The sequence below is a fragment of the Synechococcus sp. HK05 genome, from assembly GCF_019104765.1.
Classification (GTDB): domain Bacteria; phylum Cyanobacteriota; class Cyanobacteriia; order PCC-6307; family Cyanobiaceae; genus Vulcanococcus.
Genome location: NZ_JAHRXJ010000011.1, coordinates 259,625 through 279,086, shown reverse-complemented (window position 1 = coordinate 279,086; position 19,462 = coordinate 259,625). Strand labels below are relative to the sequence as shown.

Annotated in this window: 16 protein-coding genes; 11 read left to right on the top strand and 5 right to left on the bottom strand. The window is 64.3% G+C overall.

Features of this window, described 5'->3' with window-relative positions:
* Positions 1–24: 24 nt before the first annotated feature.
* The 7 genes from KUL97_RS10800 (at position 25) to purF (ending at position 9,421) form a co-directional block, all read left to right on the top strand.
* Positions 25–630 (top strand): alpha/beta hydrolase, encoded by a 606-nt coding sequence (locus KUL97_RS10800; RefSeq protein WP_217796981.1) that lies wholly within the window; start codon positions 25–27, stop codon positions 628–630.
* Positions 631–709: 79 nt separating this feature from the next.
* The gene (thrC, locus tag KUL97_RS10795; RefSeq protein ID WP_217797309.1) at positions 710–1,768 is read left to right on the top strand and encodes a threonine synthase; all 1,059 of its coding nucleotides are present in this window, start codon (positions 710–712) and stop codon (positions 1,766–1,768) included.
* A gap of 456 nt (positions 1,769–2,224) precedes the next feature.
* Positions 2,225–3,355 (top strand): DNA polymerase III subunit beta, encoded by a 1,131-nt coding sequence (gene dnaN / locus KUL97_RS10790; protein ID WP_217796980.1) that lies wholly within the window; start codon positions 2,225–2,227, stop codon positions 3,353–3,355.
* On the top strand, positions 3,352–4,101 hold the full coding sequence (locus tag KUL97_RS10785) for an RNA methyltransferase (RefSeq protein WP_217796979.1): 750 nt from the start codon (positions 3,352–3,354) through the stop codon (positions 4,099–4,101). Before dnaN ends, KUL97_RS10785 begins: the two co-directional genes overlap by 4 nt.
* Before the next feature lie 108 nt (positions 4,102–4,209).
* Positions 4,210–5,415 carry a M10 family metallopeptidase gene (locus KUL97_RS10780; protein ID WP_217796978.1) on the top strand — a complete coding sequence of 402 codons (1,206 nt, stop codon included), beginning with the start codon at positions 4,210–4,212 and terminating at the stop codon, positions 5,413–5,415.
* Between the two features lie 104 nt (positions 5,416–5,519).
* A complete protein-coding gene (gene purL, locus KUL97_RS10775; RefSeq protein ID WP_217797308.1) occupies positions 5,520–7,823 on the top strand; it encodes a phosphoribosylformylglycinamidine synthase subunit PurL in 2,304 nt (767 codons plus the stop codon).
* Between the two features lie 11 nt (positions 7,824–7,834).
* Positions 7,835–9,421: an amidophosphoribosyltransferase gene (gene purF, locus KUL97_RS10770; RefSeq protein ID WP_254896422.1), complete on the top strand. Its 1,587-nt coding sequence runs from the start codon at positions 7,835–7,837 to the stop codon at positions 9,419–9,421.
* 22 nt (positions 9,422–9,443) lie between these two features.
* Here purF and KUL97_RS10765 read toward each other — a convergent pair whose 3' ends face one another.
* The 4 genes from KUL97_RS10765 to KUL97_RS10750 all read right to left on the bottom strand — a co-directional run bounded on the left by KUL97_RS10765 (position 9,444) and on the right by KUL97_RS10750 (position 14,460).
* Positions 9,444–10,772: an exopolysaccharide biosynthesis polyprenyl glycosylphosphotransferase gene (locus tag KUL97_RS10765; protein ID WP_217796977.1), complete on the bottom strand. Its 1,329-nt coding sequence runs from the start codon at positions 10,770–10,772 to the stop codon at positions 9,444–9,446.
* 12 nt (positions 10,773–10,784) lie between these two features.
* On the bottom strand, positions 10,785–12,638 hold the full coding sequence (locus KUL97_RS10760) for an aspartate kinase (protein WP_217796976.1): 1,854 nt from the start codon (positions 12,636–12,638) through the stop codon (positions 10,785–10,787).
* An 81-nt stretch (positions 12,639–12,719) separates the two neighbouring features.
* Entirely contained in the window at positions 12,720–13,721 is a 1,002-nt protein-coding gene (gene holA / locus KUL97_RS10755) for a DNA polymerase III subunit delta (RefSeq protein WP_217796975.1), read from the bottom strand.
* A gap of 10 nt (positions 13,722–13,731) precedes the next feature.
* Positions 13,732–14,460: a type II toxin-antitoxin system Phd/YefM family antitoxin gene (locus tag KUL97_RS10750; protein WP_217796974.1), complete on the bottom strand. Its 729-nt coding sequence runs from the start codon at positions 14,458–14,460 to the stop codon at positions 13,732–13,734.
* Between the two features lie 140 nt (positions 14,461–14,600).
* Here KUL97_RS10750 and KUL97_RS10745 point away from each other — a divergent pair, with 140 nt between their 5' ends.
* Together KUL97_RS10745 and KUL97_RS10740 are read left to right on the top strand one after the other, a co-directional pair.
* Entirely contained in the window at positions 14,601–15,275 is a 675-nt protein-coding gene (locus tag KUL97_RS10745) for a precorrin-8X methylmutase (RefSeq protein WP_217796973.1), read from the top strand.
* A 25-nt stretch (positions 15,276–15,300) separates the two neighbouring features.
* Complete coding sequence (locus KUL97_RS10740; protein ID WP_217796972.1) at positions 15,301–15,672, top strand: DUF6165 family protein; 372 nt, start codon at positions 15,301–15,303, stop codon at positions 15,670–15,672.
* On the opposite strand, the gene mutS is transcribed toward KUL97_RS10740, so the two are convergent.
* Positions 15,673–18,444 (bottom strand): DNA mismatch repair protein MutS, encoded by a 2,772-nt coding sequence (gene mutS / locus KUL97_RS10735; RefSeq protein ID WP_217796971.1) that lies wholly within the window; start codon positions 18,442–18,444, stop codon positions 15,673–15,675.
* Positions 18,445–18,590: 146 nt separating this feature from the next.
* On the opposite strand from mutS, the gene psbZ reads away from it, so the two are divergent.
* The gene (psbZ, locus tag KUL97_RS10730) at positions 18,591–18,779 is read left to right on the top strand and encodes a photosystem II reaction center protein PsbZ (RefSeq protein WP_010312528.1); all 189 of its coding nucleotides are present in this window, start codon (positions 18,591–18,593) and stop codon (positions 18,777–18,779) included.
* Between the two features lie 22 nt (positions 18,780–18,801).
* Complete coding sequence (gene ribH, locus KUL97_RS10725; RefSeq protein WP_217796970.1) at positions 18,802–19,281, top strand: 6,7-dimethyl-8-ribityllumazine synthase; 480 nt, start codon at positions 18,802–18,804, stop codon at positions 19,279–19,281.
* The last annotated feature ends 181 nt before the right edge of the window (positions 19,282–19,462 follow it).

Genomic DNA, 19,462 nt, shown 5'->3' with positions numbered 1-19,462 from the left:
CTGGCGAACCCAGCGCGTTCTGCCATGCCCATCAGCAAGCGTCAGCGCCTCACCGCTGCTGTGCTGAGCCTGGGCTTGATCGGCAGCAGCCCCGCCGCCATCGCCGCCGAAAACGTGGTGTTTGTGACCGGGGCCTTCCGGCGCTCGATCGCCGTGACAGATCTCGAGTACCTGGCGGACACCGGCCAGGCCCGGGGGCTGATCGCCGACGTGCTTCTGATTGCCAAGCAGAAGCCCGAAGAGGTGAGCAAGCTGCTCAAAGCAGAGCTGTCGATTCCTTTGCTGCTCACCAGCCGGCTGCTCAGCACGCGCCTGGGCGAGGCCCTGCTGGCCCGGATCGCCCAGATCATCTATCCGCTCTATGCCAAGCGGGCGGGCATCCCTGCCCTGCGCGCGGGGGTGATCAATGCCTTGGTGGCCACAGGCGGCAAGCTCAGCGCCATCAGCTTCCTCAAGGCCTACCCGGTGGATGAAATGGAAGTGAGCATCCCGGCCTTGCTGGCGGTGCTGCAGAAAGCGAAATCGGTGAGTGAGCTGATCCAGTTCTTCATGGAATCGCCCCTCGACGGCCTGCGCGGCAACAGCGCGGCCAGCGGCGGTAGCAGCGCCCCCCAGAAACCCGCCCCGTAGATTCGGCTCCAGACCGTCCCTGCTGCCCGTGGCCCTGTTGTCCTCCCTTCGCCGGCGCCTGGGACGCACCCGCCCGGCCATGCAGGACTGGCCCGGCCTGATCGAGGGCTACCGCAAGTGGCTGCCGGTCAGCGACAAGACGCCGGTGATCACCCTGCGCGAGGGTGCCACGCCGCTGATTCCAGCCCCGGTGATCGCCGAGCGCATCGGCAAGGGCGTGAAGGTGTTTCTCAAATACGACGGCCTCAACCCCACCGGCTCCTTCAAAGACCGGGGGATGACCATGGCCATCTCCAAGGCCAAGGAAGCCGGTTCGGAGGCGGTGATCTGCGCCAGCACCGGCAACACCTCGGCCGCCGCCGCCGCCTATGCCCGCCGCGGCGGGATGCGTGCCTTCGTGCTGATCCCCGATGGCTACGTGGCCCAGGGCAAGCTGGCGCAGGCCCTGCTCTACGGCGCTGAGGTACTGGCGGTGAAAGGCAACTTCGACCGCGCCCTGGCGATCGTGCAGGAAGTGGCGAACCAATACCCGATCACCCTGGTGAACTCGGTGAACCCCTACCGCCTGCAGGGACAGAAAACCGCCGCCTTCGAGGTGGTGGATGCCCTGGGTGAAGCGCCCGACTGGCTCTGCATCCCCGTGGGCAACGCCGGCAACATCAGCGCCTACTGGATGGGCTTCAACGAATACAAGGCAGCAGGCCACAGCCGTCGCCTGCCGCGGATGATGGGCTTCCAAGCCGCCGGTTCGGCGCCGCTCGTGCTCGGCCACACGGTGGAGCAGCCCGACACGATCGCCACGGCCATCCGCATCGGCAACCCGGTGAACAAAGAGCGGGCCCTCAAGGCCCGGGCGGAGAGCAACGGCGATTTCATGGCCGTCACCGACGCCGAGATCATCGAGGCCTACAAGCTGTTGGGCAGTGGTGAGGGCGTGTTCTGCGAACCCGCCAGCGCCGCCTCGGTGGCCGGCCTGATCAAGCGCCGCGAGGAGGTGCCGGCTGGAGCCACGGTGGTGTGTGTGCTCACGGGCAACGGTCTCAAAGACCCCACCACGGCGATCGAGCACAACGATTCCAAGTTCCACACGGGCCTGGAGCCCGATACCGCCACCGTGGCGCGCGTGATGGGCTTCTGAGCCTGCCTCCAGACGGACAGAGCCGCCGGTACCCCCGGCGGTTTTTTTGTGCCTGTTGCGGGCATTTGAGCACCAACCAAGCCCGATCCACCCAGCAAAGCGTCTGCCCACAACCTGGGGAAAACAGGCCCAGCGCTCCCTGGAAAACCCAACCCAACGATCGCCGCTCAATCAAGTTCGTTTTCCGCAATCCCGGGAAACAGAGGAAAACACCAAAGTTGGTGATGGCTCGCCAGCTCGTTCACCAGGGCTGGGGAAATGAGATCTCCTCTGGTGCAGTGGCTTTGGTGGGTTGTCCTGAGTTTCCCCACGCCCTACGGCTACGGGATTGGGTTTTGGTTTTAAAAACTTTTGATCCGTTAGACCCCGGGTTGGGGAGAAGCGGGGAAACCGCTCGCCAGGCCCGTTGCACTTCCCACCGCGTTGTGGAAGCGTGGGGGCCGCTTAGCCCCTGCCATGAAGCTGGTCTGCTCCCAGGCCGAACTCAACGCCAGCCTTCAGCTGGTGAGCCGTGCCGTGGCAGGGCGGCCCACCCACCCGGTGCTGGCCAACGTGTTGCTCACGGCTGATGCCGGCACAGGGCGGCTCAGCCTCACCGGTTTCGATCTGAGCCTCGGCATCCAAACCAGCCTCAGCGCCTCGGTGCACAGCAGCGGTGCGATCACCCTGCCGGCGCGCTTGTTCGGCGAGATCGTGGCCCGCATGCCTTCCGATAGCCCGATCAGCCTCAGCTGTGAGGAAGGGGGTGAACAGGTGGAGCTCACCAGCGCCTCCGGCAGCTACCAGATGCGTGGCATGCCCGCGGAAGACTTCCCTGAGCTGCCGCTCGCTCAAGCCGCCACCCCGATCAAGCTGGACCCCGAGGTGTTGGTCAAAGGCCTGCGGGCCACGCTGTTTGCCAGCAGCAGCGATGAAGCCAAGCAGCTGCTCACCGGGGTGCACCTGGGCCTGGATGCGGAAGGGCTGGAATGTGCGGCCACCGATGGCCACCGCCTGGCGGTGCTGCGGTTGCAAAACAGCGCCGAGGGCGAGGCGGATCTCGATGTCACGGTGCCGGCCCGTTCGCTGCGGGAGCTCGAGCGCTTGCTCTCCAGCCGCGGTGGCAGCGATCCGGTGAGCCTGTTTTGCGATCGCGGCCAGGTGGTGTTCCAGTGGGCCGATCAGGTGCTCACCAGCCGCAGCCTCGATGGCACCTACCCCAACTACCGCCAGCTCATCCCTGAGAGCTTTGCCCGCAGCCTCAAGCTCGATCGCAAGGGCTTGCTTGGCGCGCTGGAGCGTGTGGCGGTGCTCGCCGATCAGCACAACAACGTGGTGAAGATCAGCAGTGATCCGGCGGCAGGCCAGTTGGCCATCAGTGCCGATGCTCAGGATGTGGGTAGTGGCTCCGAAGCGATCGCCGCTGAGGTGAACGGCGATGCCATTCAGATTGCCTTCAACGTGCGCTACGTGCTCGAGGGCCTCAAAGCGATGAGCGCTGAGCGGGTGGAACTGCGCTGCAACGCCCCCACCACGCCGGTGGTGCTGGCACCCCAGGATGATTCAGCGTTCACCTATCTGGTGATGCCGGTGCAGATCCGCCAGTGAGCCTGCCGGAGCAACTGCTGTTGAGCGATCTGCTGCGCCGCCGCGTGCGCTGCGATCAGGGCATCGACCATGGCGCCGGCGCGCTGGCCTGGATGCATCCGCCGGTGCATCGCTTGCTGGGTTGGATCAGCAAGCCCTCAGCCTTTGGTGATCGCCGTCAGGCCTGGCGGCTCGATCAGCTGCGCGGCCTCAGTGAGCTGGAAGCCCTGGTGAAGGGCCCCGGGGCCGATACCGACCTCCCCACGGTGGATCGGCTGCCCACCTTGATCGAAGCGGCGCTGCTCGATCGCCAGGGTGAGGTGATCGGCAGCGTGGCCGACGCTGCGGTGGAGCTCAGCACCGGCCGCATCGTGCACTATCTGGTGTCGCGCAGCGATCCGCGCCTGCCGGGCAGCAGCCGCTGGCGCCTCAGCCCCGAACGTATCAGCGATCAGCAGCCCGGCCAGGTGTTCACGGGGCTGAGCGGTCTGGATGATCTGCCGCTGGCCCGTGCCAGCGTCCGCCAGGAATTCCTGCGTCGCGGCCGCCGCTGGCGCGACCAGCTGCAAGAGGAAACCGAGCGCCTCCGGGATCGCTTCGATGAGCGGCTCGAGGGGTGGCTGGAGGAAGAGCCGCTTGCGTCAACACCCCAGCCTCGCACGGATGAGTCTTGGGTTTGGCCAGATATCCCAGACCAACGTCAGGACTCGAGCATGGGACAGCAAGATCCAAACTCTGAAGACAGTGATGAGGATCCCTGGTTTTGAAGTAAGTCGAGTCGAGGCTTGGGAGATGAGGCCTCCAGCCAAGGACCAGCTACGCGTCAGCAGCAACGGTGTCTCCCTTATAGTGGTATCTTGCTTTAAAAAACTAGAATGTGTTATCAATGCTTAGTAGCTGGGCTTGACACTACTAAATATTTAGATTCTCACTCATTTGGCGAAATTTCTCTTCGTGCCATTCCTCCTGATCTCCTAATACAGCCAGATTTCAGGGATTTTAGCCAACAAAAAGTCGTTAAAGATAGCGTCATCGATATCTATCTAAATCGTTTCGGAGGCCCCGTCGATGTTAGCGGTGGATTTATAGGTGCTCAAACGATTCAAGCCTTGGAAATTGATGATCAGCTATACCAGTTTTTACTGAACTCACTCGAAAAGTTAGATGCCGAGATTGATATCGACTTTAGGATTGTCAATAAGCCTGACCTTGCTGATGTGAGATTTTATTTAGACTCGAAAATTGAACTTCCTGACCTTGATCCTGATGGTGTTTTGTTGGGTTTGGCGTTGACAAATGAAAATGTCGAATCATCGTTCTGGGAGATATTCTTAAATGCACCCGCCTTTGAAGGCGATTTGAGTTATTTGTACTATGCTGCTCTACATGAGCTTGGCCACACACTTGGCCTTGAGCATCCTTTTGATGATTTTGATAGTGATGTTTTCGTAAGTGATTTGCCATCGCTAAGTGCGTTTCCAGAGGAAACAATCATGGCTTATCGAGACCCTCTTGGCGATCGTTGGCCTACAGTTTTTTCGTCTAGTGACTTAGCTGCTCTGAAGCAAATATGGGGCCAAGAGACAGAAGTCACTACTTCTAATGTTTTTCTTCCTCAAAAGTTAGTCGGCACTCCTGATGATGATGTGTTGACAGGCGGCCTGGGTAGTGACCTCATCAATGCCGAATCTGGTAATGATATTTTGATTGGTGGTGGAGGTTTGGATGAACTTATCGGTGGTCTAGGTTCAAATAAGTTCGTTAGCAAAGACGATGAATTCTCTTCCCGGATATTGATAACTCGTGATGGCTCTAAGCAGGTGAATCGTAATCAGTTGACTGTTGATGAAGTTTCTGAACTGGGAACGGAAGACCAAATTGGCATCGTGGGTGCCTCTACGCGTCAATTGCGATTCCTTCCGACGTTGATTAACAGTAATTATTTTGGGAGGCTCGATGGTATTGGGATTTACGTTGGTAAACGCCTCGAGGCCGTTTACACTGGTGGAGACTTAACCATTTCGGAGATCAAAAAGCTGACGGTTGGGCTACCAGCAACTGCCATAGGAGAACTTGGTTGAGTCGCTAGGCGAGACTGGGGTGATCTGCTCCTCTGTTCGTGGTCGCTGCTTCCGAGTACGCCTCTCCCACTTACTCCGTTCCCGACGCGCTTAGTAAGGAGAACCTGAGCCAGGCCGACTACGACGAGATTTGCCGCCGCCTCGGCCGCGCCCCCAACCGCGCTGAGCTGGGCATGTTTGGGGTGATGTGGTCGGAGCACTGCTGCTACCGGAACTCCCGGCCGCTGCTGCAGGGCTTCCCCACCACCGGCCCGCGCATCCTGGTGGGCCCCGGTGAGAACGCCGGTGTGGTGGATCTGGGCGAGGGCCAGCGCCTCGCTTTCAAGATCGAGAGTCATAACCACCCCTCGGCCGTGGAGCCGTTCCAGGGGGCAGCTACGGGCGTGGGCGGCATCCTGCGCGACATCTTCACGATGGGTGCCCGCCCGATCGCCCTGCTCAATGCCCTGCGCTTCGGCCCGCTGGAGGACGAGCGCAACGTGGGTCTGATGGAGGGCGTGGTGGCCGGCATCGCCCACTACGGCAACTGCGTGGGCGTGCCCACCGTGGGCGGCGAAGTGGCCTTCGACCCCAGCTACTCCGGCAACCCTCTGGTGAATGCCATGGCGCTGGGGCTGATGGAAACCGAGGAGATCGTTTGCTCCGGCGCCGAGGGCGTGGGCTATCCCGTGGTGTACGTGGGCAGCACCACCGGCCGCGACGGCATGGGCGGCGCCAGCTTCGCCTCGGCCGAACTCACCGAGGCCTCCCTCGACGATCGCCCCGCCGTGCAGGTGGGTGATCCCTTCCTCGAGAAGGGTCTGATCGAGGCCTGCCTCGAGGCCTTCCAAACCGGTGATGTGGTGGCCGCCCAAGACATGGGCGCCGCCGGCCTCACTTGCAGCTGCTCAGAGATGGCCGCCAAGGGGGGCCTGGGCATCGAGTTGGATCTCGATCGCGTGCCCGCCCGTGAGGCCGGCATGACCCCCTACGAGTTTCTGCTGAGCGAATCCCAGGAGCGGATGTTGTTTGTGGTGAAGCCCGGCCGCGAGCAGGCGCTGATGCAGAGCTTCACCCGCTGGGGCCTGCAGGCGGCCGTGGTGGGCCGCGTGCTGGAAGACAACATCGTGCGGGTGCTTCAGAACGGCGAAGTGGCAGCCGAGGTGCCCGCCAGTGCCCTGGCGGACGACACCCCAATCAACCGCCACGAGCTGATCAGCGAACCTCCGGCCGAGATCCAGGCCCACTGGCGCTGGAGCGAGAGCGAGCTTCCGGCCGCTGGCGCCAACGGCATCACCCCTGCCGGTGTCACCGCCCTCAGCTGGAACGCGGCGCTGCTGCAGCTGCTCGACGATCCCACCATCGCCTCCAAGCGCTGGGTGTATCGCCAGTACGACCATCAGGTTCAGGCCAACACCGTGGTGCCCCCTGGCGGCGCCGATGCAGCCGTGGTGCGCCTGCGGCCCCAGGCGAGCACCGATGGCGCCAGCCGCGGTGTTGCGGCCGTGGTGGATTGCCCCAACCGCTGGGTGGCCCTCGATCCCGAGCGCGGTGGCATGGCCGCGGTGGCCGAAGCCGCCCGCAACCTCAGCTGCGTGGGCGCCGAGCCCCTGGCTGTCACCGACAACCTCAATTTCCCTTCCCCTGAAACCCCCACCGGCTACTGGCAGCTGGCCTTGGCCTGCCGCGGTCTCTCAGCCGCCTGCTCGGCGCTGGATACGCCCGTCACCGGCGGCAACGTCTCCCTCTACAACGAAACCCGCCTGCCGGATGGGCGCATGCAGCCGATCCACCCCACCCCCGTGGTGGGCATGGTGGGCCTGGTGCACGATCTGGCCCATGTGCGCGGCCAGGCCTGGCGGGACGCCGGCGATGCGATCTGGCTGCTGGGGGTGCCGTTGGAGGCAGGAGATGCTCCCGCCGATCCGCGCCTGAGCCTGGCTGGCAGCAGCTACCTGGAGCGGATCCATGGAGCCGTCACGGGGCGCCCGCCCGAGATTGATCTGGCGCTGGAGCGCGCGGTGCAGGGCTTCCTGCGCCAGGCGATCGCCGCCGGCCTGGTGCGCTCCGCTCATGACTTGAGCGATGGCGGCCTGGCGGTGGCCGCGGCGGAAGCCTGTATCGCCAGCGGCTTGGGTGCCCATCTGGAGATCCCCGCCAGCGTCGCCCGCGTGGATCGGCTGCTGTTCGCTGAAGGCGGCGCCCGCATCCTGGTGAGCGTCGCCCCGGCGCAGACCGCCGCCTGGCAAGAGGCTGTGGATGCAGCCGGCATTCCGGCTCAGTGCCTGGGTGTGGTGGCCTCGGAGGCTGAGCTGCAGATTCAGCAGGCCGGCCAGCCGCTGCTTCAACTGCCGGTGGCGCAGCTGCAGGCCCAGTTCGAGCAGGCAATCCCCCGGCGCATGGGCGTGGATCTGCCGCCCACAGCATGAAGGCAGCGCTGATGCACAATGCTGAAACAAACCAGAAGGTGGGAACTGCGGTGACCGACGTGCACTCCGTCTCGCGTTCCCCCGCTTCAGAGTTCAACCCCGAACGCCCCGACAAGCCGGAAGAGGCCTGCGGCGTGTTTGCCGTGTTGGCCACCGATCAGCCGGTGGCCAACCTCACCTACTTCGGCCTCTACGCCCTGCAGCACCGCGGCCAGGAGTCGGCCGGGATCGCGGTGTTTGATGCGGCCTCGGCCGCAGATCAGCCTGGGGCTTCCGGCGCGAGCGCAGGCCCCAAGGTGCGGATGCACAAAGACATGGGCCTGGTGAGCCAGGTGTTTGATCAGAGCGTGCTCGAGCGGCTGCCCGGCCAGCTGGCCATCGGCCACAACCGCTACTCCACCACCGGCAGCAGCAAAGCTTGCAACGCCCAGCCGGTGCTGCTCAACACGCGCCTCGGCCCGCTTGCCTTTGCCCACAACGGCAACCTCGTGAATGCCGGTGAGCTGCGGGAAGCCATCGCGGCTGATATCCCGGAAGTGGAGTTCACCTCCACCACCGATTCCGAGCTGATCGCCTTCGCGATCCAGCACGCTGTGAATCAGGGCCTGGGCTGGGATGCGGCGATCCGCGAGGCCGCCAGCCGCTGCCGGGGTGCCTTCAGCCTCGTGATCGGCACACCCGAGGGCCTCTACGCCCTGCGCGATGGCCACGGCATCCGTCCGCTGGTGTTTGGCCATATGGGTGAGCCCAGTGAGGCCCAGTGGGTGGTGAGCAGCGAAACCTGCGGACTCGACATCATCGGCGCCAGCTTCGATGGCGATGTGGAGCCCGGCGAAATCATGCATTTCCGCCTGGGTGATCCAGAACCCACGCGCAGCCGCTGGATCACCGAACCCGCCAAGTTGTGCGTGTTCGAGATGATCTATTTCGCCCGGCCCGACAGCCGTTTCTTCGGCGAATCGCTCTACAGCTACCGCGTTCGCATCGGTGAAGTGCTCGCCCGCGAAACTCCGGTGGAGGCCGACATCGTGATCGGCGTTCCCGACTCAGGCATCCCCGCCGCGATCGGCTATTCGCAGTACAGCGGTATCCCCTTCGGCGATGGCCTGATCAAAAACCGCTACGTGGGCCGAACCTTCATTCAGCCCACCCAGGCGATGCGCGAGGCCGGCATCCGCGTGAAGCTCAACCCCCTGCCGGACGTGCTTGCCGGTAAGCGCGTGGTGGTGATCGACGACTCGATCGTGCGCGGCACCACCAGCCGCAAGCTCGTGGCGGCGATCCGCGATGCCGGTGCCACCGAGGTGCACATGCGCATCAGCTCACCGCCCGTCACGCACCCCTGCTTCTACGGCATCGACACCGACACCCAGGACCAGCTGATCGCCGCCCGCCTCACCCTCGAGGAGATCGCCGCTCACTTGGGCGTGGATTCCCTCGCCTACCTCACCAAAGAAGGCATGGTGGAAGCGGCCCAGGCCAATGCCTCCCACTTCTGCACCGCTTGCTTCGATGGCGCCTATCCGATCGAGATGGATGAGAGCGTGAGCGGCAGCAAGCTGATGCTGGAGCCCAAAGGAATCGCGGCCAAGTTGTGAAGTTAAGAGAGGAGCAAAAGCATTAACGGCCAGCACCTTTCAAAACAATTTTAATTGTTTTGAATAGGATTAGCAAGTCAAGCCAGATTGTGGAATTTTTAATATAGAATAAGTCATAACTTAGCTTTTTCTCGGTGTCTGAGATGCTTGATGTGTAAGGCATGTTCACTTGAGCCCATCCGCTCAAGCCTGGACGCATCCAATGGCGAAGCCTGTAATTGGGTATATTTTCTTCCAGGCAATGCTCAAGTTCTGGTTGTTCTGGTCTGGGACCAATCAAGCTCATCTCACCGCGTAAAACATTGATCAATTGAGGTAGTTCATCGAGGCGCGTGCGTCTGAGCCATCGCCCCACAGGTGTGATGCGTGCATCATTTGTTTTGGCCCACTGGGCGGTGATTTGTCCGCTCTCCACGCTCATACTGCGGATTTTAAGCACATAAAATGTTTTACCGAATAAACCCGTCCGTCTTTGCTTGTAGATCAATGTGCCGCCGTCTTGGAGTTTCACGAGCACGAAAGCAACCAGGAGTACTGGAGAGGTGATCAGCAATAGGGCTAGGCTTACCACTACATCGGCATAGCGCTTGAATTGTTTTTGGAGGGTTGTGCGTTGGCCATCGATGCCTCCAGAAAACAATAGCCACTGATGTTCAATCCACCGGCAGGGGATGCGCTGGAACTCTTGTTCGGCGAGATCAACAACCGAGTAAACAGGCTGGCCGCGGCTGACAGCCTCCTGGCAAAACACTCGCAAGGCTGGATCGTTGATCACACCGGCACTGAGCGCTAAGGCCTCTGAATCGGTGATGTTTTTGGTTGGCCAACTCTTCACATCCGTGATGGTTGGCAGCGGTCCTTCAGGCTGGCAGAGGCTCCATTCCTTAATAACACCCGGGATTTCGTGCTCAAGAGCCACAATGTGCCATCGGGCCCGTTGCCGTTGTGGCCAGTGACGGCGTAGAACCCAGCGCACTAGGCCACTCCATAAGGCCAGCACAATAAATTGAGGGATCAGGTTGCTGCGGAAAAAGAGGCTGCTGGTGATTTGTAAACGAAAAATATAGCCATAGGCGATCGCTAAGATTACGCTGGCGATTGAGGTGGTGCTCAAACGGGCGAGCGCTTGAATCCAGGTTGGACTTCTTAGTTTGAGAAGTGTATAAGATCCGAATAACCAGCCCAGACTGCAATAAATTGCCACAAGGGTTAGGAACGATCTCACTTGCGATGCTGACTCTCCAAAGCCATCACCGATGCCATAACTGAAGAGCAGCCCGAGAACTACCAGACCAGAAGCGTCTAGCAAGGCTGCAATCAGCAGTGGAAGTCGAGGACGGGCCCAGGGCATTACGGCATCAGATCACACGGGTGCCTCAGTTCCCTGAGCTTGGTGCTGCACCGCGCCGCCTAAACCAAAGGCGGCATGCACCACCTGCAAGGCCTTCACGCCATCGGCTTCCGGCACCACGCAGCTGGTGCGGATTTCGCTGGTGGCGATCATTTCGATGTTCACCCCCGCTTGCGCCAGAGACCGGAACATGCGGGCGGCCGTTCCTGCGGTGCAGGGCATTCCGGCCCCCACGGCGCTCACCCGCGCGATGGCCATGCCCTCCTCGAAGCTGGCGCCTGGCCACTGGTTGAGCAGCGGTTGCAGGGCCGTGCGGGCGCGCTCCAGCTCATCGCGCTTGAGGCAGAAGCCCATATCGCGGCTTTGTTGATCGCCGGAGCCATGGCTGCGCTCCGATTGAACAATCGCATCGAGGCTGATGCCCGCATCGGCGAGCACGCGGCATACAGCCGCTGCGGTGCCGGGCTTGTCGGGGATGCGGCGCACGGCCACCTGAGCTTGATCGCGATCGAGGGCCACACCCCGCACTTCCGGTTCGCCGGCGCCGGAGGGGGGCGGGTTGAGATGCAGCTGCCGCTCGTTGAGCTCGAAGCACTGGGCCGCGGCCTGCAGTGCCTTGCTGCCTTGCTGGCCGGCCACCAGGCAGCTCACCTTCACTTCGCTGGTGGCGATCAGGCGCAGGTTGATGCCCCCCTTCGCCAGGGTGTCGAACAGGCGGGCGGCCACACCGGGGCGGCCCATGATCCCGGCGCCGGCGATGCTCAGCTTCGCCATGCCGCCTTCGGCGCTGATGGTGGCGCTCTCCGCGCCGGGGCCCATCGCCGCCAACACCTCGCGGCACACCAGCTGAGCCCGATCGAGCTGCGCTTCGGCCACGGTGAAGGCGATGTCGTTGGTGAAGCCGCAGTGATCGCCGCTGCAGTGGGTATCGGCTTCGTGGGTGGATTGCACGATCAGATCCACGTTCAGCCCCGCTGCCGAAAGCGCTTCAAACAGCTGAGCGGCCACGCCCGGGCGATCGGGCACGTGTGCCAAGGCCAGCACGGCTTGGTCGGTGTCGAGCTCGGCGCCATCCACCGGCTTGCCCAGCTCCAGGCCCTCACCGCTGCCGCGGCGGCTGGCGGCGTCGCTGGTGAGCAGGGTGCCGGGCTGATCACTCCAGCTGGAGCGCACCACCAAGGGCACCCCGTAGTTGCGGGCGATCTCCACCGCCCGCGGGTGCAGCACCGCCGCCCCGAGGCTTGCCAGTTCCAGCATCTCGTTGCAGGTGATCGTGTCCATCAGCTGGGCATCGGCCACCTTGCGCGGGTCGGTGGTGAGCACCCCCGGCACATCGGTGTAGATCTCGCAGGCATCGGCCCCTAGGGCCGCGGCTAAGGCAACAGCGGAGGTGTCGGAGCCGCCGCGGCCGAGGGTTGTGATCTCGGGCAGGCCGCTCAGGCCGCTGCTGGTGCCCTGGAAGCCGGCCACCACCACCACGTTCCCGTCGCCCAGCAGGCGCTGCAGCCGATCGGTGCGCACCTCGAGGATGCGGGCGCGGCCGTGGGCCGATTCGGTGAGGATGCCCACCTGAGGCCCGGTCATCGACACCGCTGGCACCCCCAGAGCGTTCAGCGCCATCGCCAGCAGCGCGATCGACACCTGCTCCCCGGTGGCCAGCAGCATGTCCATCTCCCGCTGGGGTGGGTTGCTGCTGATGGCGCGGGCCAGGCCCGTGAGCTCATCGGTGGTGTGCCCCATGGCAGACACCACGATCACCAGATCGTTTCCTGCTTGACGGCTGGTGGCGATGCGCTGGGCCACGGCCTGGATCCGCTCCACATCGGCCACGGAGGTGCCGCCGAACTTCTGGACCAGCAGGGCCATGGGGAGGGCGCGTGCAGTGTTAACGGCTGATTGTCGTATGTGGGGTTTCGAAGGGTTGCGCTGGGTGCAGCCCGGCGACTCTCAAGGAGCCAAAAGGAAGCCGTCGCGGAAGGCATCGCCCGGATCGGCGCCCCGTTTGAGGGCGGCTTCCACCTCGAGCAGCTGGCGCAGCAGCGCCAGGAAGCGGGCCGGCTTGCGGCCGCGGATCTGTTTGCGCATCACATAGATGCGTTTGGGGTTGCCGATCCCGGCGGCCTTGGCGATGGCGTTCACATCGTTTTCGCCCTGCTGATCCAGCAGGCTTACCCAGAGCCAGCCGCGGATCTGCCCGCAGAGGGTGGCCACGATCCGCAGCGCCGGCTCGTTGGCTGCCAGCAGCGCATCCACCAGTGCCACGGCTTCTGCTGGCTTGCCGGCCAGCAGGGCATCGCCCACCTGCAGGGCATTGGTGGCGTGGCTGCCCACCAGGGCCTCCACCGCCGCCGCGGTGATCGCTGGTTGTGGACCCTTGCTGCCCGGCTGCGCGCCCACATAGAGCGCCAGCTTCTCCAGCTCGCTGGCCAGGCGGGCGCTGTCGCTGCCGATGGCGTCGCTCAGGGCTTCGGCGGCGGCGGGTTCCAGCTGCAGCCCCAGCTCCCTTGCGGTGCGCTGCACCAGCTCGATCTGGCCGGCGCCATCCCACACCGCCGGCAGCTGAAAGCTTTGCTCCCTGGCTTCGCCGGCTTTCACCAGCTTCTGCAGCGCTTTGGTGGTGCGCAGGCGGGCATCGGGTTTGCCGCTGCTCACCAGCAGCAGATGGCAGTTGTCGGGGATCAGGGCCAGGGAGGCTTCAAGTTGCTCCGCCAGCTCCGCCGGACACTGGTTGCAGAAGGGGCTGCGCTGCAGCACCACCACCCGATTACCCCCACCGAAGGGTGGAGTGCGCGCTTCTTCGAGGGCTTGCGCAGCTTGGCTGGCGTCGTTGCCGTCGAGGCGGGCCAGGTTGATGCTCTGCCAGGCGGGATCGGTGCGTTCGCTCACCAGCGCTTCCACCGCTCGGGATCGGGCGGCTTCGTCATCGCCCCAGAGCAGATGAATGGGCATTGGCTGCGGGTCAGAGGCGCAGGGCGCTGAGCACCGGATGCCTCTCAGTTTGGGCGAGGGCTGGGTGATCAGTCACCAGCACGGCGGCTTCCGCAGCAATGGCGGTGGCGAGTTCGATGGCGCGGATCTCATCGAGCTGCGGTTCCTGGCGCTGCAGCCGCGCTGCGGCAAGCACGAGCGCACCATCCGCCGGCACCTGCCGCCATTGCTGTGGGTTGGCGAAAGCAGTGGCGTAACGCTGCACCAGGGCTTCATCGCCTTGCGCCAGCGGGCCCTCGAACACCCGTGCCAGGCTCACGCTGCTGATCACCCCCTGCCAGGTGCCCTGGGCGATCCCTTGCATGATCGGCTGCAGGTAGCTGCCCGTGCCCTCTGCATCGGCAAGAAACGCCACCAGCGCGGATCCATCCAGGGCGATGCGACTGCCCTGTGCCAGCTGTTGCGGGCTGAAGCTGCTCTGGGCCTTGGCGGGATCGAGGCGCTGCAGGAGGGCTGTTCTGGCGGGGTGGCTCTGGTTGGGATTCCAGCAGCCTCGCCCGCTGCCCTGCAGGCTGATCAAGCTTTGGATCTGGCGCTGGCGCTCCAGGGGATCGTTGGGGGGCTGGCCACCCACGGGCACCAGCGCCGCCATCGGCTTTTTGTGCCGCTGGATCACAAAGGCCTCGCCGCCTGCAGCACGCTCCAACAGCTCCGGCAGGCGGCGCCGCGCTTCTTCGACACCCAGAGGGGCGTTCTGCATCGGTAACTCCCTGCTCCGTTTATGTACAGACAGTACAAACGTGGACACCAGAGCTGCAGGGCTTGAGGAAGGCCGCCAGTCGGTGATCCAGCTGATCAACGAACGATCAAGCTGCCTGGATCTCTCAAGGAGGCTCCGGTGTGGCGGAGGCGCGGGCCAGCTTCGACCATCCGATCTTCAGCGAGAGCATCCGGCTGATCCGTGCTGCTCTGGCCGATTCCGCGGCACCTCACGCGTTCAGCCTCGAGCGTTGGTCGCCTGTGGAGCAAGACGTGCTCCTACGCCTCATCCACAGCAGCGGCGACCTCAGCCTCGCCAGAGACGTGCGCTTTTCAGAAGAGGCCTGTGTGGCCGGCCTTCAGGCGTTGGCCGCTGGCGCTGCGATCCTCACGGACACCGCCATGGCCGCCGCTGCCGTGGCTCCGATGGCCCGGCGCACCTTCGGTAACAGCGTGCACAGCGTGTTGGATTGGGCGCCTCCGCAAGCGCCCGAGCGAAGCACGCGAGCCGCTGCTGGCATGGCTGAGGCGTTGCAGGCCCATCCAGGTGCCGTGGTGCTGATTGGCAGTGCGCCAACCGCTCTTGAGCTGTTGTTGGAGCAGGTGGCAGCGGGGGAAACGGCGCCACCGACGTTGGTGATCGGCATGCCGGTGGGATTTGTGGGGGTGGCAGAGAGCAAGCGCCACCTGGCGCAGAGCGCCTTACCCCAGATCCGCCTGGAGGGCAGCCGCGGCGGAGCGGGGTTGGTGGGAGCAGCCGTGAATGCCCTGCTGCGCCGGGCTTGGCTCGATCAATCCCCCGTCTGTTCAGACTGATTGCTCTTGGAGCACCTGCAAGCTGATGCCCCTGTTGATCCCGGCTTCGGTGGGTGAGCTGATCGACAAGATCACCATTCTTGAGATCAAGCAGCAGCGCATTGCTGACGGAGCCAAGCAGCAGAACATCAGCCGGGAGCTGCAGGCCCTGATGGCGGTGGTGGTGCAGCAGGACCTGGGGTATCCCTCCGGTGCCCTAGCTGAGCTGGGTCAGCAGCTCTGGGACATTGAAGACGACATTCGCGCGTGTGAGCGGCAGGCGGATTTCGGCCCTTGCTTTGTGGATTTGGCTCGAGCCGTGTATCACCGCAATGATGAGCGTGCTGCTCTCAAGCGGCGCATCAACGAGCAGTGCGGTTCGGAGCTGGTCGAAGAAAAGTCGTACGCCGCCTACTGATCAGGCGGCCGCTGGCCCCACCACCACATGGCTGTTGGCCTCAATCCGGCCCAGCACCTGGCGGGCGCGCAGCACCACCGCTGGGGGCACGCCGGCCAGCCGCGCCGCTTCGATCCCGTAGCTGCGGTTGGCGCCGCCGTTCACCACGCGGTGCAGGAAGCGCAGCTCTTCGCCCGTGTCTTCCACCAGCACCTGGGCATTGGCCACGTTGGGCAGTTGCTCGGCCAGCTCATTGAGTTCGTGGTAATGGGTGGCGAACACGCTGCGGGCGCTGATCTGATCGGCGAGGTATTCCGCTACGGCCCACGCGATCGAAAGGCCATCGAAGGTGGCCGTGCCGCGGCCGATTTCATCGAGCAGCACGAGAGAGCGATCCGTGGCGTGGTGAAGGATGTTGGCGGTTTCGGCCATCTCCACCATGAAGGTGGATTGACCGGCCGCCAGATCGTCGCCGGCACCCACCCGAGTGAAGATCCGATCGGTGATTCCCAGCCGCGCGCTCTGGGCTGGAATCCAACTGCCGATCTGGGCCATCAGCTGCAGCAGTCCTGTTTGGCGCAGATAGCAGCTCTTGCCGCTGGCGTTGGGGCCGGTGAGCACGATCAGGTCGGGGCCCCCTGTGGCCTGTGAGCTAGCCGTTGAACCGAGGCTGATGTCGTTGGGGGTGAAGGGTTCTTCCACCAGAAGTTGTTCCACCACGGGATGGCGGCCCGCTTCGATCTGGAGCAGGCGCCCCTCCGGGCTGTCTGGATCGGTGAGCTCGGGTTTGCAGTAGCCGCTGGTGGCGGCCACTTCCGCCAGCGAGGCGATGGCATCGAGTTCGGCCACCAGCCGGGCGGCGGCGCGAATCGGGCCCGCCTGCTCCCCCACGCGGCTGCGCAGCTCGCAGAACAGCTCGTATTCCCGTTGAGCAGCCCGGGCCCGCAGCTGCAGGATGCGCCCCTCCCGTGCCTTGAGCTCGGGGGTGACGAAGCGCTCTTCATTGGCGAGCGTTTGGCGGCGGATCCAGTGCTCGGGCACGCTGCGCGCCTTGGCTTTGCTCACCGCGAGGAAGTAGCCAAAGGTGCGGTGGTACTGGAGCTTGAGGGTGCTGATGCCGCTCGCGCCGCGCTCGGCGCTCTCCTGCTCATTCAGCCAGGCCTCCTGGTCGTCGAGTTGGTTGCGCAGGCCATCGAGCTGGGTATCCACGCCGTCGTGAATCAGGCCCCCTTCCGTGAGGCTCAGGGGTGGGGTGTCGAGCAGCTGGTGGCGCAGTTCGGCGGCAAGGGCGTCGAGTTCGGGCCACGGGCGTGCCAGGGCGGAGAGCGGCGGGCTCGCGGCTTGGGCGGCGTTGATCTGGCTGGCCAGCTGGGGCAGTCGCTCTAGACCATCGGCCAGGGCCACCAGGTCGCGGGCTGAGGCGCTGCCGGCACCAGCTCGGCCGGCCAGGCGCTCCAGATCTCCCATGGGGCGCAAGAGCCGGCGTAGGGCTACCCGCAGCCGGCGGTTGTGCACCAGCTCGCTCACCCCGTCTTGCCGGGCCAGGATTGCGGCCCGATCCACCAGCGGCGCTTCGATCCAACGGCGCAGGCAGCGGCCACCCATGGCGGTGTGGGTGCGATCCAGGGCCCAGAGCAGGGAGCCCTGTAGCCCGCCGTTCAGTTGGGTGCGCGTGAGTTCCAGGTTGCGCCGGGTGGCGGCATCGAGCACCAGCTGATCGCCTGCCTGCCAAGTGGTGGGCAGCTCCAGGGGCACGGCGCTGCCGGGTTGGGTGTCGTCGAGATAGCGGAGCAAACCGCCGGCTGCCCGCAGGCCCAGGGGCATCTCGCCGAGGCCGAGGCCATCGAGGCTGCCCAGCCGGAAGCGCTCCAGCAGGGCCACCCGCGCTTCCTGGGCGCTGAAGGGTGTGCGGGGCAGGGGCGTGAGCCGCAGCGCGTCTGGACACCACGCGGGCACGGTGCTCTGCAGCTCGGCCGGAGCCGGCCAAAGCACTTCGGCGGCGTCCACCTGCAGCAGCTCCTGGTGGAGTTGATCGCTGCCGTCGCGCTCCGTCACGCGGAATTCGCCGGTGCTCACATCCGCCACCGCCAACCCCCAGCGCGACTGCTCACACACCACGGCGCAGAGCCAGTTGTTGCGGCGGGCGCTGAGCAGCCCTTCCTCGAGCACGGTGCCCGGCGTGAGCACCCGGGTGATTTCGCGTTTGAGCAGGGCCCCCTTGGCGGGCGTGGTTTCCACCTGATCGCAGAGGGCCACGCTCAGGCCGCGGCTCACCAGTTCGGCGCAGTAGCGCTCGGCGGCGTGATGGGGGATCCCGGCCATGGGCACGCGCCCGATCGCCTTCCCGCCCTCCTTGCCGGTGAGGGTGAGCTCCAGCAGGCGGGAGAGCTGGATGGCGTCTTCAAAGAAGCACTCGAAAAAATCGCCCAGCCGATAGAGCAGCACCCGTTCGGGGTGGGCGGCCTTGAGCTCCACGTAGTGACGCAGCATCGGCGTGAGCTGCTCTGGATCCACCAGGCTGTGGTGGTGCCAGGGGGGCAGGTCGGAGTCGGGGGTGTCGGCGCTGGGCGGCTCCGGCGTGGCGTCTTCTGCCGGTGGTTGCTGCGGTTGCTGGCGTTGCCGCGGCCGGCGGTTGGCGTCTTCGGCCAGGGCGGCTTCATCCAGCGGATCACAGCTGGTGTCGCTGGCTGCTGCTGTGTTGCTCTGTTTCTGCGGGGTTGGATCGACAGGCTCCAGGCCGAACAGCGTTCCCTGCAGGGCCAGTTCCGGCTGCTGCGGGGACGGTGCGGCCAAAGCAATGGAGCGGGTGCCTGATCGTAGGCGGCTCGTTTTTGGGCTTACCAACCACAACATGTGAAGGAACCTCTGCTGAGCCGCCGTTCACCACAAACCCGCGTGGGAGAATCCCTCAACTGCTCGGCCGGCGCCGCCGCTGTTCCATGACGATCCTCAACACCCTCACCGTTCTGGCTCTGGTGGTGATGTCGTTCGCCCTGATCGTGGCTGTGCCCGTGCTGTACGCCAGCGAAGACACCAGCGGCCGCTCCAACCGCCTGATCCTGCTGGGTGGCCTCGCCTGGGTGGCCCTGGTGCTGGTGAACTGGGGCATGAGCTTCTTCGTAGTGTGAGCGGAGTTCACGGCCAGCCCGCGTGACCGTTTTTGAAGGCCAGTTCGTTGGTGCACAGTCGCTGCGCGTGGCGATTGTGGTGGCCCGATTCAATGATTTGGTCACCGCCAAGCTGCTGAGCGGTTGCCTGGATTGCCTGTCGCGTCACGGCATCGACACGTCCGCCAGCAGCACCCAGCTCGATACCGCCTGGGTGCCCGGCAGCTTTGAGATTCCCCTGGTGGCCCAACGCCTCGCCGCCAGCGGCCGCTACCAGGTGGTGATCACCCTGGGGGCTGTGATCCGCGGCGATACCCCCCACTTCGATGTGGTGGTGGCCGAGGTGAGCAAGGGCGTGGCCGCCGTGAGCCGCGATACTGGTGTGCCCGTGATCTTCGGTGTGCTCACCACCGACACGATGCAGCAGGCGCTTGAGCGCGCCGGCATCAAGAGCAACCTGGGCTGGAGCTACGGCCTGCAGGCGATCGAGATGGGCAGCTTGATGGCAGCCTTGCCAAGCTGAGCCTCCAGCACCAGTGATGGTGGTTTGCCGTCTTCAATGCCTCTACGGGTGGTGTTTAGGTTCTCTGTGTGCGCTACCATCAACCTGTACGACCTCCTCAGACAGAGGGCTGCGGCGTTGCTGCTGCAGCCCTTTTTTTGTTTGTGGGATCATGGGCTTGTGAAGATTGGGCTGGAACGTC

Excerpts from the sequence above, each read along its gene's own strand:
- holA (WP_217796975.1), bottom strand. The coding sequence starts at position 13,721 with ATGCCCATTCATCTGCTCTGGGGCGATGACGAAGCCGCCCGATCCCGA.
- dnaN (WP_217796980.1), top strand. The coding sequence starts at position 2,225 with ATGAAGCTGGTCTGCTCCCAGGCCGAACTCAACGCCAGCCTTCAGCTG.
- KUL97_RS10765 (WP_217796977.1), bottom strand. The coding sequence starts at position 10,772 with ATGCCCTGGGCCCGTCCTCGACTTCCACTGCTGATTGCAGCCTTGCTA.
- KUL97_RS10760 (WP_217796976.1), bottom strand. The coding sequence starts at position 12,638 with ATGGCCCTGCTGGTCCAGAAGTTCGGCGGCACCTCCGTGGCCGATGTG.
- KUL97_RS10780 (WP_217796978.1), top strand. The coding sequence starts at position 4,210 with ATGTGTTATCAATGCTTAGTAGCTGGGCTTGACACTACTAAATATTTA.
- thrC (WP_217797309.1), top strand. The coding sequence starts at position 710 with ATGCAGGACTGGCCCGGCCTGATCGAGGGCTACCGCAAGTGGCTGCCG.
- purF (WP_254896422.1), top strand. The coding sequence starts at position 7,835 with ATGCACAATGCTGAAACAAACCAGAAGGTGGGAACTGCGGTGACCGAC.
- KUL97_RS10740 (WP_217796972.1), top strand. The coding sequence starts at position 15,301 with ATGCCCCTGTTGATCCCGGCTTCGGTGGGTGAGCTGATCGACAAGATC.
- psbZ (WP_010312528.1), top strand. The coding sequence starts at position 18,591 with ATGACGATCCTCAACACCCTCACCGTTCTGGCTCTGGTGGTGATGTCG.
- KUL97_RS10800 (WP_217796981.1), top strand. The coding sequence starts at position 25 with ATGCCCATCAGCAAGCGTCAGCGCCTCACCGCTGCTGTGCTGAGCCTG.
- KUL97_RS10750 (WP_217796974.1), bottom strand. The coding sequence starts at position 14,460 with ATGCAGAACGCCCCTCTGGGTGTCGAAGAAGCGCGGCGCCGCCTGCCG.